The sequence below is a fragment of the Paenarthrobacter sp. NPDC056912 genome (assembly GCF_042786555.1).
GTDB lineage: Bacteria > Actinomycetota > Actinomycetes > Actinomycetales > Micrococcaceae > Arthrobacter.
On the sequence record NZ_JBHUCD010000020.1, the window covers coordinates 49,758 to 64,179 of the forward strand.

Annotated in this window: 12 protein-coding genes; 11 read left to right on the top strand and 1 reads right to left on the bottom strand. The window is 63.9% G+C overall.

What is annotated here, in order from left to right:
* The first annotated feature begins 83 nt into the window (after positions 1–83).
* Entirely contained in the window at positions 84–911 is an 828-nt protein-coding gene (locus ACFRJ9_RS19360) for a hypothetical protein (RefSeq protein ID WP_377671296.1), read from the top strand.
* Here ACFRJ9_RS19360 and ACFRJ9_RS19365 read toward each other — a convergent pair.
* Complete coding sequence (locus ACFRJ9_RS19365) at positions 850–1,476, bottom strand: hypothetical protein (RefSeq protein ID WP_377671298.1); 627 nt, start codon at positions 1,474–1,476, stop codon at positions 850–852. The genes ACFRJ9_RS19360 and ACFRJ9_RS19365 overlap by 62 nt on opposite strands.
* Before the next feature lie 33 nt (positions 1,477–1,509).
* On the opposite strand from ACFRJ9_RS19365, the gene ACFRJ9_RS19370 reads away from it, so the two are divergent.
* The 10 genes from ACFRJ9_RS19370 to ACFRJ9_RS19415 all read left to right on the top strand — a co-directional run bounded on the left by ACFRJ9_RS19370 (position 1,510) and on the right by ACFRJ9_RS19415 (position 14,411).
* On the top strand, positions 1,510–2,349 hold the full coding sequence (locus tag ACFRJ9_RS19370; protein ID WP_377671300.1) for an inositol monophosphatase family protein: 840 nt from the start codon (positions 1,510–1,512) through the stop codon (positions 2,347–2,349).
* Positions 2,350–2,413: 64 nt separating this feature from the next.
* Positions 2,414–4,957: a DNA helicase PcrA gene (gene pcrA, locus ACFRJ9_RS19375; RefSeq protein WP_377671303.1), complete on the top strand. Its 2,544-nt coding sequence runs from the start codon at positions 2,414–2,416 to the stop codon at positions 4,955–4,957.
* A 25-nt stretch (positions 4,958–4,982) separates the two neighbouring features.
* Positions 4,983–5,681, top strand: coding sequence for a hypothetical protein (locus ACFRJ9_RS19380; RefSeq protein WP_377671305.1), 699 nt, complete (start codon positions 4,983–4,985; stop codon positions 5,679–5,681).
* Between the two features lie 276 nt (positions 5,682–5,957).
* Complete coding sequence (gene sucC, locus ACFRJ9_RS19385) at positions 5,958–7,127, top strand: ADP-forming succinate--CoA ligase subunit beta (RefSeq protein WP_377671308.1); 1,170 nt, start codon at positions 5,958–5,960, stop codon at positions 7,125–7,127.
* A 12-nt stretch (positions 7,128–7,139) separates the two neighbouring features.
* On the top strand, positions 7,140–8,042 hold the full coding sequence (gene sucD / locus ACFRJ9_RS19390; RefSeq protein WP_377671310.1) for a succinate--CoA ligase subunit alpha: 903 nt from the start codon (positions 7,140–7,142) through the stop codon (positions 8,040–8,042).
* Between the two features lie 316 nt (positions 8,043–8,358).
* Positions 8,359–8,763: a tautomerase family protein gene (locus ACFRJ9_RS19395; RefSeq protein WP_377671311.1), complete on the top strand. Its 405-nt coding sequence runs from the start codon at positions 8,359–8,361 to the stop codon at positions 8,761–8,763.
* Between the two features lie 162 nt (positions 8,764–8,925).
* Positions 8,926–9,948, top strand: coding sequence for a 5-dehydro-2-deoxygluconokinase (gene iolC, locus ACFRJ9_RS19400; RefSeq protein ID WP_377671314.1), 1,023 nt, complete (start codon positions 8,926–8,928; stop codon positions 9,946–9,948).
* Positions 9,945–10,907 carry a deoxyribose-phosphate aldolase gene (locus ACFRJ9_RS19405; protein ID WP_377671315.1) on the top strand — a complete coding sequence of 321 codons (963 nt, stop codon included), beginning with the start codon at positions 9,945–9,947 and terminating at the stop codon, positions 10,905–10,907. Before iolC ends, ACFRJ9_RS19405 begins: the two co-directional genes overlap by 4 nt.
* Before the next feature lie 7 nt (positions 10,908–10,914).
* Positions 10,915–12,870: a 3D-(3,5/4)-trihydroxycyclohexane-1,2-dione acylhydrolase (decyclizing) gene (gene iolD, locus ACFRJ9_RS19410; protein WP_377671316.1), complete on the top strand. Its 1,956-nt coding sequence runs from the start codon at positions 10,915–10,917 to the stop codon at positions 12,868–12,870.
* A gap of 29 nt (positions 12,871–12,899) precedes the next feature.
* On the top strand, positions 12,900–14,411 hold the full coding sequence (locus ACFRJ9_RS19415) for a CoA-acylating methylmalonate-semialdehyde dehydrogenase (RefSeq protein WP_377671318.1): 1,512 nt from the start codon (positions 12,900–12,902) through the stop codon (positions 14,409–14,411).
* Positions 14,412–14,422: the final 11 nt, after the last annotated feature.

Consider the following 14,422-nt stretch of genomic DNA (forward strand, 5'->3'; position numbering starts at 1 on the left):
AACACTGGTGCGTGAGGCGGGATCAGGTGCGGCCCCGGCGAACGAGTGGTGCGCCGCGCGGAAGCCGGGTCTATTCTGGCGCTATGACGACGGCGGGTGGTCCGCGCGGCGGTGACCGGGGACTTCTGCCCGACCTCGCCGGGCGACGCGAGCTGGTTGGGGGTTGGGCAGCCATCACCCCCGTCCATTACTTCGTCGTGGAAGCCATGGCGATGATTGCCTGGCAAGGCGTCCCTGTCTATGACCGGCGCGACCACGTCATCAGCGATCTCGGCGCAGCCACTTGCGGTCCCTTCAATGGCTACGAGGTATGTTCACCCCTAAATTGGCTGATCAACATTTCGTTCGTCCTCCAAGGCGTGGCCATGGTCCTTGGCGCCGTGCTGGTGAATACGGCCGTGCTCTCCATCGCAGCCGAGCCTGGCGCGCGCGTCATCACACCCCGCATGGCCTCCAGGGGCCTGAGATCACCCGAAGCCGTTCCCTGGCTCGCGGCCGGCGCCGTGCGGGTGCTGATTTTCGTGGCGGGTATCGGCCAGGCGATGGTTGGACTGGTTCCGGAGGACACGGACCTTGCCCTGCATTTGGTTGGCGCGGGCATGTACTTCATCGCCGGGCCGTTGTCCTTGGCGATCCTGGGCCTCGTCTGGCGCGGACACACGCCGATGTCCTGGCTGGTACTGCTGTTCGGTGCGGTGTCCTTGGGAACAACCATCTACTTGCTTGCCGTGGCCCTGCGCGTCGAACAGCCGGGCGCGGTGGAACGCACCATGGCCTATCCGATCATCCTTGGGCTGTCCCTGGTGGGACTGGTTGTGGCACGCCGAGTGACCAGGCAAAGGAAAGCCGTCAGGGCTGCTTCGCGCTCTTCCGCCCCAGGAACACCGCAGCCACGCCGCTCAGCAGGCTGATGAGGAAAAGTACCCACGACGCAACCGTGACAGCTGACGCGAGGGCAACCGAACCGGCGTCGGGCGCTTCGGAAGCGAGCACGGAGTCAATGGCGACGTTGGACCACAAATGGGCCACGACGAACAAGAGCGGCGCCGCCCACAGCGCCCAGCGCCATGACTTCCGGGCCACATTGGTGCCAATGAGGAGAAGCCAGCTGAAGCCGAAGATCAGCGGGAACAGCGTGCCTGCAGTCTTGTGGATGTAATTCAGCTGGCCGCGCGCTGACTCGTCCATGGCGGCGCGAAGCTGGACGATGTAGTCCTGCGAGAACCCGCCGATCAAGGAGTCGGGCATGGCCAAGCCGCCGGAGAGCTGCGTCATCTGGTTGAGGGTCAGCAGGTGCAAGTACCAGAACAGGAACAAGCTGGCCACCACGCCCGCGATCACAATGAGCTTGGAGTTGCTCTGCGCCTTCTGCGGAGTGCGTTGCGTGGTGTTGTTGATCACGGGCGGCAGCGAGTGGTTGGGAACCACTGCCTTGTCTCCGTGCTTCTTGATGCGCTGGGCTGGTGTCTTGGCCATGCCTTTCATTATCCCGCCACCTAAGCTGGAACCATGACCACCGGCAGGCACACCGCAACTGAACTCGATCCATCCCTCGACGACTACCAGCTGGCCAGCGCGCTGGTGCGGGAAGCAGGCCAACTGGCGCTGCTCATGCGGATGGGTGGTTTGCAAGGGGAACGCAAGACATCCGTTTCCGACGTCGTCACTGCCGCCGACCACGCGGCCGAGGCCTACGTCCTGGAACAGTTGCAACGCTGCCGCCCGCAGGACGGCATCCTCGGGGAGGAAGGCGCGTCCGTGGCCGGTACAAGCGGCCGCACGTGGGTCATCGACCCCGTTGACGGCACGTACAACTTCCTGCACGGGTCCACCTACTGGTGCTCGGCCATCGCCCTGAAGCGCGACGACGCCGGCAGCGGCAACACCGCGGACCCCTCCGTGATCCTCGGCGCGATCTACCAACCCGAACTGGACAAGCTCTGGCTCGGCGGCGAGGACCACCCGGCCACACTGAACGGGGAACCCATCTCCGGCTCCGGCGACGCCTCTGTTGGCGAAATCTGTGCCGCCACCTACATCCACCCCACCTGGCTTGCCGACCCTCGCACTGCCATGCCGTGGCACGCCGCTGCCGTTTCCGCAGCGTCCCTGCGCATGTTCGGCTCGGGCTCGTGCGACCTCGGCCGCGTCGCCGACGGTGAACTCGGTTGCTGGTTCCAGCACAGCTGCCCCGAATGGGACTGGCTCCCGGGGAAGGCGATTGTCCGCGCGGCCGGCGGGGACACCGCCGTCGTCAAGGTCAACGGGCTGAACTGGTTCGTCGCAGGAGGCCCGACGGCGGTACGCGAGTTGAGTACGGCCCTCACCTCTGTGCCCCAGTTTGCCTAGCATCCGCTGCTGCCAGCCAATGCGCCTTTGAGTGTCGGAGGCACCGCCTAGACTGGTAGGCACCATGGATATGTTGTTTGACCCTTACGCAGACGGCCCCTTCAAAGCAGGCACCAAAGCCGCGCTCAAGGCTGCCCCGGAGCTTTCGCACTCCGGCGCAGGTGCGTCCGGCGCCCGCCTCCACGAGGGAAGCGGCGCGTCTCCGGACAATCCGCAGGGTCCGGCGTCGGGAGGATGGGGCAACCAGGGTGGCTCCGGCTTGCCCAGTGCCGACGCGTTGCTTCAGGGGCTGAATCCACAGCAGGAAGAAGCCGTTAAGCACGCAGGCAGCCCGTTGCTGATCGTGGCAGGTGCAGGCTCCGGCAAGACCCGTGTCCTGAGTAACAGGATCGCCTACCTCATCGCCACCAAGCGGGCGCACCACGGCGAAATCCTGGCCATCACCTTTACCAACAAGGCAGCAGCGGAAATGCGGGAACGCATCGAGGCCCTGGTGGGCGGCCGCGCCAAGACCATGTGGATCTCCACCTTCCACTCGTCCTGTGTCCGCATCCTGCGCCGTGAAGCCTCGAACGTCGGCCTGAACTCGAACTTCTCCATCTACGATTCCGCCGATTCGCTGCGCCTCATCACGCTCGTGGCCAAGAACCTGGACCTGGACCCCAAGAAGTTCGCGCCCAAGGCCATCCAGCACAAGATCTCGGCGCTCAAGAACGAGCTCATTGATGACGACTCCTACTCGTCCTCGGCCAATCACAACGACCCCTTCGAGCAAGCCGTGGCCGAGGTCTTCAAGGGCTACACGCAGCGGCTCCGCCAAGCCAACGCGATGGACTTCGATGACCTCATTGCCCAGACCGTCTACATGTTCCGGGCCTTCCCGGCGCTCGCCGAGTCCTACCGGCGCCGCTTCCGCCATGTGTTGGTGGACGAGTACCAGGACACCAACCACGCACAGTACGCGCTGGTCAGGGAAATCGTGGGCCTGGGAACAGACACGGACGTCCAACCCAGCGAACTGACCGTGGTGGGCGATTCCGATCAGTCCATCTACGCCTTCCGCGGCGCGGACATCCGCAACATCGTGGAGTTCGAGGCCGATTACCCCAACGCGCGCACCATCAAGCTCGAACAGAACTACCGTTCCACCCAGAACATCCTCACCGCCGCGAACTCCGTGATCTCACGCAACCCCAACCGCCAGGAAAAGCGATTGTGGACCGCCGAGGGAGATGGCGAGAAGATCGTTGGCTACGTGGGGGAGAACGAGCACGACGAAGCCCAGTTCATCGCCAAGGAAATCGACCGGCTGCAGGATGAGGAAGGCTTGCGCCCCGGCGACGTCGCCATCTTCTACCGCACCAACGCGCAGTCACGGTCCATCGAAGACGTCCTGGTACGTGTCGGCCTTCCCTACAAGGTGGTCGGCGGCACGCGCTTCTACGAACGCAAGGAAATCAAGGATGCCTTGGCGTACCTGCGCGTTCTGGTGAACCCGGACGACGACGTCAACCTTCGCCGTGTCCTGAACGAACCCAAGCGTGGAATCGGCGACCGCGCCGAGGGCGCAGTGGCTGCCCTGGCCGAGCGCGAACGGACATCCTTCATGACCGCCGCCCGCCGCGCGGACCAGGCACCCGGAATGGCAACCCGCTCCGTCAACGCCGTGCTGGGCTTTGTGAAGCTCCTGGATGACCTCGCCGAGGTAGCTGCCGGCTCCGGCGCCGCGGCCGCTCTGGAAGCAGTTTTGGAGCAGACGGGTTACCTCGCGGGCCTTCGCGCCAGCAATGACCCGCAGGACGAATCCCGGGTGGAGAACCTCGCCGAACTCGTGGCAGTGGTCCGCGAGTACGAGCGCGACAACCCGGAAGGCTCCCTGGGCGAATTCCTGGAACAGGTTTCGTTGGTGGCCGATGCCGACCAGATTCCCGACGCTCCCGGAGCGGACATCGACGCCGCCGTGGCGGAGGCCAAGCGCATGGGAGTGGTCACGCTGATGACCCTGCACACCGCCAAAGGCCTTGAGTTCCCCGTGGTGTTCCTGACCGGCATGGAGCACGGAATCTTCCCCCACCAACGCTCGGCCACGGACCCCAAGGAACTCGCAGAAGAACGGCGCCTCGCTTACGTGGGGCTCACCCGGGCACGCAAGCGCCTGTACGTCACGCGCTCGGAGGTCCGCAGCATGTGGGGACAGAGCCAGTACAACCCCGCCAGCCAGTTCCTGGAGGAGATCCCATCCGAGCTCCTGGACTGGAAGCGTGAGGGCATGAGCCGCCAGGCAGGTGGTTGGGGCAGCGCTCCCATCGGTTCCAACCGGTATGGCGGATCGTTCTGGGGTGCGGGCAGCTCCCGCGGCGTTGCCGCGAGCCCCACCGCAGGGTTCGACGCCGACGTCCCTGCCGCCGTCGCACGCAACAGGGTGCAGCCGCAAAAGGAAGTCATTTCGGTGATGGTGGGGGACAAGGTCAACCACACCAGCTTTGGCAACGGCGTAGTGCTGGGCGTCGAAGGCGCGGGGGACAAGACCGTGGCCAAGGTGAAGTTCGACATCGGCGAGAAGCGGCTCCTGTTGCGGTATGCGCCCCTGACCAAGCTCGATGCCTGAGCCCAAGCTCGATTCCCGCGGCATAATGAGTGGCATGCGACGGACTGTGTGGGGGATCCTGGCCGCCTTGATCATGGTGCTGGCCGCGGGGTGCTCCTTCGCAACCAAGGACCCGGACTATACGCCGCCGGCTCCGTTGCCGCCGCTGGAACAGCTCGAACAGGTTCCCGTCACGGAACAGAGCAGCCTCGCGGCGGGTGAGGACGTTACCGCGTTCGTCACGGCAGACCGGAATATCGTGTGTGCCATGACCTCCTCCAGGGGCGGCCACCTCAACCTGCCCTATGAGGCCAACTCCTATTCGGACGCGGCCAACAACAAGTTCGCTGTTGTTCCCGTGGTGCACTGCGAGTTGGCTGTGTACTCAAAACCGGACGTCGATGACATCACTGACGACTGCGCCGGTACCGGTCTGGGCTACCTCGGCGGCACGGTTCTCCTGTCCCCGGACAAGGCGGTGTATGGCTCGTGTCGTTCGGGCGTAACACAAATGGAGTCGGAGCTCGGGCCCAAGGGCAGCCATGCGGGACCCATCTCCAAGCTGCGCGAGCTGGCGGACGGACAAAACATCGAGCGGAACGGTTTGCGTTGCTCCGCCTACAACGGCGGCGTCGCCTGCGGAAACGTCTCCGGTGGCGTGGCCTTCTTCGTGAAGCGGCAGGGCTACCAGCTGATTTCCGACGGCGGCAAGACGGTCCGGGGGACCTTGAAAGACCCTGCCTGATCGCCTTGTCGAGGCCTTGTGGTTGCCTGCCAGCGGCCCAAAATCCGCGTCTTTGCGCGGGTTTTCTACATGGGATAGAAGTGTAAGCTTACTCACTTAACAGGTAGTGTGTAGCTGGCGGGACTCCTCAAAGGGCTAAAGTTCCGAGAGGACCTTACGCAATGTGACCGGCTCTAATCACGGTCATGTACCGCGTACTTTCCGCAGCTGGCTATCGCGGTCATCGCGGTTCCCGGCTGTACAGAAAACTACTTCGACGTAGAAGGACACTAAACCGTGGACCTGTTTGAATATCAGGCGCGCGATATGTTCGAAGCGCACGGTGTACCCGTGCTCGCCGGCATCGTGGCGCACACTCCTGAAGAAGCAAAGGCAGCTGCTGAGAAGATCGGCGGCGTAACTGTCGTAAAGGCACAGGTTAAGGTCGGTGGCCGCGGCAAGGCTGGCGGCGTCAAGGTTGCCAAGTCTGCCGAAGAGGCGCTTGAGCACTCCACCAACATCCTGGGCATGGACATCAAGGGCCACACCGTCAACAAGGTGATGATCGCCCAGGGTGCTGACATCGCCGAGGAATTCTACTTCTCGGTCCTCCTGGACCGCGCCAACCGCAACTACCTGGCCATGTGCTCGGTTGAAGGCGGCATGGAAATCGAGCAGCTGGCCGTTGAGCGTCCCGAGGCCTTGGCCAAGATCGCGATCGACCCCGCTGTGGGCATCGACCAGGCCAAGGCTGACGAGATCGTCGCAGCTGCAGGTTTCGCTGAAGAACTGCGCGGCAAGGTGGCCGACGTAATCCTGAAGCTCTGGGACGTCTTCAAGAAGGAAGACGCAACCCTGGTTGAGGTCAACCCGCTGGTCCGCACCGGCGCAGGCGACATCGTTGCCCTGGACGGCAAGGTCTCCCTGGACGAAAACGCTGACTTCCGCCACGTGCACCACGCAACGCTGGAGGACAAGGACGCTGCTGACCCGCTGGAGGCCAAGGCCAAGGCGCAGGACCTCAACTACGTCAAGCTGGACGGCGAAGTAGGCATCATCGGCAACGGCGCCGGTCTTGTGATGTCCACCCTGGACGTCGTTGCTTACGCCGGTGAAAACCACGGCAACGTCAAGCCCGCCAACTTCCTGGACATCGGTGGTGGAGCTTCCGCTGAGGTCATGGCCAACGGTCTGGACGTCATCCTGGGCGACTCCCAGGTCAAGAGCGTGTTCGTGAACGTCTTCGGTGGCATCACCGCGTGTGACGCCGTTGCCAAGGGCATCGTCGGTGCACTGGCTGAGCTTGGGTCCTCCGCGAACAAGCCGCTGGTGGTTCGTCTCGACGGCAACAACGTTGAGGAAGGCCGCCGCATCCTGACCGAGGCCAACCACCCGCTGGTTACCCTGGCCGCCACCATGGACGAGGGCGCCGACAAGGCCGCCGAGCTCGCCAACGCAGCTAAGTAAAGGGACGCGACTATGTCTATCTACCTCAACAAGGACTCCAAGGTCATCGTTCAGGGCATCACCGGCGGCGAAGGCACCAAGCACACCGCCCTGATGCTCAAGGCCGGCACCAACATTGTTGGTGGCGTCAACGCCCGCAAGGCCGGCACCACGGTCCTGCACGGCGACAAGGAAATCAACGTCTTCGGCACCGTCAAGGAAGCCATCGCTGAAACCGGTGCAGACGTCTCCATCGTCTTCGTTCCGCCGGCATTCACCAAGGACGCCGTGGTTGAAGCAATCGAAGCCGGCATCGGCCTGGTTGTCGTCATCACCGAAGGCGTGCCGGTTCAGGACTCCGCCGAATTCTGGGCACTCGCCCAGTCCAAGGTGGACGCAGAAGGCAAGCAGATCACCCGCATCATCGGGCCGAACTGCCCCGGCATCATCACCCCGGGCGAAGCCCTGGTTGGCATCACGCCGGCGAACATCACGGGCAAGGGCCCCATCGGCCTCGTCTCCAAGTCCGGTACCTTGACGTACCAGATGATGTACGAACTCCGTGACCTCGGCTTCTCCACCGCGATCGGCATCGGTGGCGACCCCGTCATCGGCACCACGCACATTGACGCCCTGGCTGCGTTCGAGGCTGACCCCGAGACCAAGGCAATCGTCATGATCGGCGAAATCGGTGGCGACGCTGAGGAGCGCGCAGCCGACTTCATCAAGGCCAACGTCACCAAGCCGGTTGTCGGCTACGTTGCCGGCTTCACCGCTCCTGAGGGCAAGACCATGGGCCACGCAGGCGCCATCGTTTCCGGCTCCGCAGGCACGGCACAGGCCAAGAAGGAAGCTCTCGAAGCTGCAGGCGTGAAGGTCGGCAAGACGCCGTCCGAGACCGCAACGCTGCTGCGCGAAGTTTTCGCAACGCTCTAGGTTTCACAAAAGAAGTACGACGGCGGCCCGGTTCCTTCCCCACGGAAGGTGCCGGGCCGCCGTCGTACTTTAAGCGTTCGTTGTGGGGCCTGCTGTGCGGGGTCCTCGCGTGTTTTGGGGCGCAGAGTGGGCCTCGCAAGGTGAGGTTCCCCGTTGTGGGGCCTGCTGTGCGGGGTCCTCGCGTGTTTTGGGGCGCAGAGTGGGCCTCGCAACGCTCGAGCAAAGTCCCGTCGGGGAGTTTCCGGCGGGACTTTGCTGTTCCATCGAGCAAATATGTTTGTTAGTATGTCAGGACAAACTACTTCAGGGGGATGACATGCCACTTGTTCGAATCGATATCAACCAAGGCCGTACGCCGGAGGAGCTGGCAACCCTGAGTCGCGCGATCCATGATGCGATCCTGGCCGAGTATGGGATTCCCGAGCGTGACTACTTCCATATCCTCACGGAGCACCCGCAGGGCCAGATTGTGGCGCAGGATGCCGGGCTCGGCTTTGAGCGCACTTCCGGCGTGGTGATGATCCAGATATTTACCCAGGGTGGCCGCAGCCAAATGGCAAAGAGCTCGCTGTTCGAAGCCATTGCGGGTGGTCTCGCCGAGCTCGGAGTCGCCGGGGAGGATGTCTTTGTGGGGTACGTCGAGAACTCGCCCGGCGACTGGTCCTTCGGCTTCGGGCGCAGCCAGTACGTCACTGGAGAATTGGCCGTTCCGCGCAAATAATCCGAGCCTGTGTCATGTTGTAAATATGTCAGTACAAACCTTTGACAGGACATGAAATCTGGTGCAAAGTAGTCATGTGGCCCCGCTCACTGAGGGGTGGCAAGGCATTGGGGCCCAGCGCTCAAAGGTTCAGAGTTCACAACAGAAAGGTCAACGATTACCGTGACCCACGAACTGCTCACGATTGGGCGCATCAGCGTTGATATCTACCCGAATGACATCGGAGTGGACCTGGAGGACGTGACATCCTTCGGCAAGTACCTCGGAGGCTCGCCCTCCAACGTGGCCGTCGCCGCAGCACGCCACGGCCGCCGCGCCGGTGTCATCACCCGCACCGGGGACGACGCTTTCGGCAACTACCTCCACCGCGAACTGCACAAGTTCAATGTTGACGATTCGTTCGTCGCTCCGGTCAAGGAATACCCCACGGCTGTGACCTTCTGCGCGATCAAGCCGGCTACGGACGAGTTTCCGCTCTACTTCTACGGCCGATTCCCCACGGCTCCGGACCTGCAGATCAAAGCAGCTGAACTGGACCTGGACGCCATCAGGAACGCCGGAATCTTCTGGTCCACCGTTACGGGCCTTTGCCAGGAGCCGAGCCGCAGTGCGCACCTGGCTGCGCATGAAGCCCGCCCGCGGACCGGCCTCAAGGAAGGCCAGTTCACCATCCTGGACCTGGACTACCGTCCCATGTTCTGGGCCTCCGAAGCCGAAGCCCGCGCAGAGGTAGCCAAAATCCTCCCGCACGTCACTGTCGCGATCGGCAACGACAAGGAATGCGCTGTTGCCGTAGGCGAGGGAACGCCCGACGAGCAGGCGGATCGCCTGCTGGCCGCCGGCGTCGAAATCGCCGTCGTGAAGCTCGGACCGGAAGGCGTCATGGCCAAGACCCGCACGGAGCGCGTTGTCTCCGCTCCGGTCCCGGTGGAAACCGTCAACGGCCTGGGTGCCGGCGACTCTTTCGGCGGCGCCTTCTGCCACGGACTGCTGTCCGGGTGGCCGCTGTCCGAAGTCTTGGATTACGCCAACGCCTCCGGCGCGATCGTCGCCTCACGCCTTTCCTGCGCGGACGCGATGCCGACGCCGGACGAGGTCACCTCGCTGCTCGCCGAACGCGGCCGGCCCATTCCCGGTGCTTCCACACTCGCTACGTCCGCCGTTTCAGAAGGAGCAGTGCGTTGAGCCTCAACGATGACCCACGCCGTTACGAGCACTTGAGCCGCATCCGGCTTGAGGACCCCGAGGCTGTGGCCCGCGCGGCCGCTACTCGCCGCCGTCACCCTCGCTTGAAGCACGGTACGCAGAACTTCATTGTTGCCGCAGACCACCCGGCACGCGGCGCCCTGTCCGTCGGTTCGGAGCCAATGGCCATGGCGGATCGCCGTGACCTCCTGGACCGCTTGCAGATTGCCTTGGCCAATCCGGCCGTTGACGGCATCCTGGCATCGCCGGACATCATGGACGACCTCCTGCTCCTCGGCGCGCTGGAAGGCAAGCTGGTGTTCGGTTCCATGAACCGTGGCGGTCTGGCCGGGCTGGTCAACGAGCTCGACGACCGCTTCACCGGGCACACGGCGTCTGCCCTGCAGGAGCTCGGAGCCGACGGCGGAAAAATGCTGACCCGCATTTGCCTCGGTGACCCGGACACGGTGGGCACACTCGAGGCCACGGCAAAGGCCATCGATTCACTGGCTGAGCGGAAGCTCATTGCCATGGTGGAGCCCTTCTTGTCGGTTCGCGATTCCCACGGCAAGGTCCGAAACGACCTCCGCCCGGACGCAGTGATCAAGTCCGTCGCCATCGCCGAGGGCCTGGGTTCCACCAGTGCCTACACCTGGATGAAACTTCCCGTGGTGGATGAGATGGAAAGGGTCATGGCGTCCACCACATTGCCCACGGTACTTTTGGGCGGCGATCCAACTGGTACCCAGGACGAGGTTTTCGCCAGCTGGCAAGCCGCCCTTGCGTTGCCTGGCGTCCGCGGCCTGACCGTCGGCCGAACGCTGCTTTATCCGCACGACGGCGATGTCGCAGGTGCCGTCGCGATGGCCGCCTCGCTGCTGACCAACAGCGAGCCCGCCGCGGCAGCTGCCGACGAGCGCACGTTGTCAGACCGCATCCCCGTGAAAGTATCGGAGTAAAGAAACCATGGGAACAGCAACCCGTCGGATGACCGTGGCGCAGGCCGTGGTCGAGTTCCTCTCAAAGCAGTACACCGTGGATTCCATCAATGGCGTGGAGTACCGTGAGCGATTGATTCCTGGCACTTTCGGCATCTTCGGTCACGGCAATGTGGCCGGTGTAGGGCAGGCATTGAAGCAGTACCAGGCCGCGGACCCCACCATCATGCCGTATTACCAGGGCCGCAATGAGCAGGCGCAAGTGCACCAGGCTGTTGGCTATGCCCGGCACACGCGCCGGCGCCAGACCTTCGCCATCAGCACCTCCATTGGCCCGGGTTCTTCCAACCTGCTGACCGGTGCGGCGTTGGCCACCACCAACCGCCTGCCCGTGCTGCTGCTGCCCAGCGACACGTTCGCCACCCGCGCGGCCGACCCCGTGCTCCAGCAGTTGGAGCTCCCGTACGCGTACGACATCACGGTCAACGATGCCTTCCGTCCGTTGTCCAGGTTCTTCGACAGGGTCTCCCGTCCGGAACAGCTGTTCTCCGCGTTCCACCACGGACTGCGCGTCCTGACGGACCCGGCCGAGACCGGAGCGGTCACCATTTCACTGCCGCAGGATGTCCAGGCCGAGGCCTTTGATGTCCCGGAAGAGTTCCTGGCTGAGCGTGAATGGCGGATCCGCCGCCCCGAGGCCGAGGACGACGACATCCGCCGCGCCGTGGAAGCCATCCGCGCCGCCAAGCGCCCGCTGATCATCGCCGGCGGCGGCGTCCTCTACGCCTACGCCAACGACGAACTTGTTAAGTTCGCTGAGCTGACCGGCATTCCTGTGGGCAACACCCAGGCAGGCGTCGGCGTCCTGCCGTGGGACCACAAGTTCTCCCTCGGTGCCATAGGTTCAACCGGCACGACGGCGGCCAACGCCATTGCGGCCGAAGCGGACCTCATCATCGGCATCGGCACCCGCTACGAGGACTTCACCACCGCGTCCCGCACCGCGTTCCAGAACCCTGAGGTGAAGTTCGTGAACATCAACGTCGCCCCGATTGACGCCTACAAGCACGGCACCGCGCTGCCGATCGTCGCTGACGCCCGCAAGGCACTGGTGAAGTTGAACCAGGCCCTGGGCGGTTACCGCGTGGGTGCCGACCTCGAACAGAAGGTAGCGGCAGAGAAGAAGCGCTGGAACGCGATCGTGGACGAGGCTTTCGAGACCCGTTACACGCCGCTGCCGGCCCAAAACGAGATCATTGGTGCCACCAACAAGGCCATGGATGACCAGGACGTCGTCATCTGCGCAGCCGGTTCCCTGCCCGGTGACCTGCACAAGATGTGGCGCGTCCGGGACCCGTTCGGCTACCACGTGGAATACGCGTACTCCTGCATGGGCTACGAAATCCCCGGCGGCCTGGGCGTCAAGCGCGCAGCGCTGGCCGAAGCCGCCAAAGCGGGAGCGGGCGCCGTAGTTAGAGATGTGGTGGTCATGGTGGGGGACGGCTCCTACCTGATGATGCACACCGAACTGGTCACCGCCGTCGCCGAACGCATCAAGCTGATCGTGGTCCTCATCCAGAACCACGGTTACGCCTCCATCGGTTCCCTGTCCGAATCCCTCGGTTCCCAGCGCTTCGGCACGCAGTACCGGGTCCTGGATAAGGAACAGCACAGCTTCGACGCCGGTGAGAACCTTCCCATCGACCTCGCCACCAACGCAGAATCCCTTGGCGCGAAGGTCATCCGGATTGAACCGGGAGAAAACGTCATCGAAGCCCTCGGCGCTGCCATCAAGGAAGCCAAAGCAGCTCCGGAAACCGGGCCGATCGTGATCCACATCGAGTCCGATCCTCTGCTGGATGCCCCGAGCTCCGAGTCCTGGTGGGACGTTCCCGTCTCGCAGGTCTCTGACTTGGAATCCACGCAGCAGGCCTACAAGACGTACACCGACCACAAGAACCGCCAGCGCAAGCTGCTCGGCTGAAATCCCAAAGACTACAAGGAAGTCCGCACATGTCGACGACGACCACTTTGACCACCATTCATCACTTCATCAACGGCGCTGAGACCACCGGCGAAGGCGACCGGACCCAGCCCGTGTACAACCCGGCGACCGGCCAGGTTTCGGCGGAGCTGCGGCTGGCCAACGAAGCCGATTTGAACACCACCGTTGCTGCGGCGAAGAAGGCCGCGGAGTCCTGGGGCGATATTTCGCTGGCCAAGCGCACCGGGGTGTTGTTCAAGTTCCGTGAGCTCGTCGCCGCGCACGTGGACGAACTCGCCGAGCTGATCACCGCCGAGCACGGGAAGGTCCTTTCCGATGCGAAGGGCGAGATCGGCCGCGGACTGGAGGTCATCGAGTTCGCCTGTGGCATCCCGCAGCTGCTCAAGGGCGACTACTCGGACCAGGTCTCCACCGGCATCGATGTTTTCTCCTTCCGTGAACCCCTGGGCGTGGTTGCCGGTATCACCCCGTTCAACTTCCCGGTCATGGTCCCGCTGTGGATGGCGCCGATGGCGATAGCTACCGGTAACGCGTTCATCCTCAAGCCTTCCGAGCGTGACCCGTCCGCGCCGATGCTGCTCGCGAAGCTCTGGAAGCAGGCCGGCCTGCCCGATGGTGTGTTCCAGGTCCTGCATGGCGGCAAGGAAACCGTGGACGGGCTGCTGACCCACCCGGACGTGGATGGCATCTCCTTTGTCGGTTCCACCCCGATCGCCCAGTACGTCCACGAGACCGCCACCCGGCACGGCAAAAGGGTCCAGGCCCTGGGCGGGGCGAAGAACCACGCGATCGTGATGCCCGACGCGGACCTGGACAACGCCGCGGACCACCTCGCCGCTGCCGCGTTCGGCTCCGCCGGTGAGCGCTGCATGGCCATCTCGGTCGCCGTCGCCGTGGGGGACGCGGCGGACCTGATCGTCAAAAAAGTTCAAGAGCGGGCGCTGGCTGTGAAGGTCAAGAACGGCACCGAACCCGACGCCGAGATGGGCCCGGTGATCACCCCGGCCTCCAAGGAACGCATCCTTCGGATCGTCACCGAAGCCGAAACCGCCGGCGCGGCCATGGTCGTGGACGGCCGCGATCTCGTGGTCCCCGGCCACGAAGACGGCTTCTGGGTGGGCCCCACCGTGATCGATCACGTGAGCACCGAAATGACCGCGTACAGCGAGGAAATCTTCGGGCCCGTCCTGGTGGTGGTCCGCGTGGCCGACCTGGAGGAGGGCATCGCCCTGATCAACTCCAACCCGTACGGCAACGGCACTGCGATCTTCACCTCCTCCGGGGCGAATGCCCGCAAGTTCCAGCGCTCGGTGACCGTGGGCATGGTGGGCATCAACGTGCCCTTGCCCGTCCCGGTGGCCTACCACTCCTTCGGCGGCTGGAAGAACTCCCTCTTCGGCGACAAGCACATCTACGGCCCCGAAGGCGTCTCCTTCTACACCCGCGGCAAGGTCATCACCTCCCGCTGGCCCGAACCCACCCACGCCTCCGGCGCCTCCTACAACTTCCCCTCCAACTAACCGCCCATCCC

Excerpts from the sequence above, each read along its gene's own strand:
- ACFRJ9_RS19415 (WP_377671318.1), top strand. The coding sequence starts at position 12,900 with ATGTCGACGACGACCACTTTGACCACCATTCATCACTTCATCAACGGC.
- sucD (WP_377671310.1), top strand. The coding sequence starts at position 7,140 with ATGTCTATCTACCTCAACAAGGACTCCAAGGTCATCGTTCAGGGCATC.
- ACFRJ9_RS19395 (WP_377671311.1), top strand. The coding sequence starts at position 8,359 with ATGCCACTTGTTCGAATCGATATCAACCAAGGCCGTACGCCGGAGGAG.
- ACFRJ9_RS19370 (WP_377671300.1), top strand. The coding sequence starts at position 1,510 with ATGACCACCGGCAGGCACACCGCAACTGAACTCGATCCATCCCTCGAC.
- ACFRJ9_RS19380 (WP_377671305.1), top strand. The coding sequence starts at position 4,983 with ATGAGTGGCATGCGACGGACTGTGTGGGGGATCCTGGCCGCCTTGATC.
- pcrA (WP_377671303.1), top strand. The coding sequence starts at position 2,414 with ATGGATATGTTGTTTGACCCTTACGCAGACGGCCCCTTCAAAGCAGGC.
- ACFRJ9_RS19365 (WP_377671298.1), bottom strand. The coding sequence starts at position 1,476 with ATGGCCAAGACACCAGCCCAGCGCATCAAGAAGCACGGAGACAAGGCA.
- iolD (WP_377671316.1), top strand. The coding sequence starts at position 10,915 with ATGGGAACAGCAACCCGTCGGATGACCGTGGCGCAGGCCGTGGTCGAG.
- ACFRJ9_RS19360 (WP_377671296.1), top strand. The coding sequence starts at position 84 with ATGACGACGGCGGGTGGTCCGCGCGGCGGTGACCGGGGACTTCTGCCC.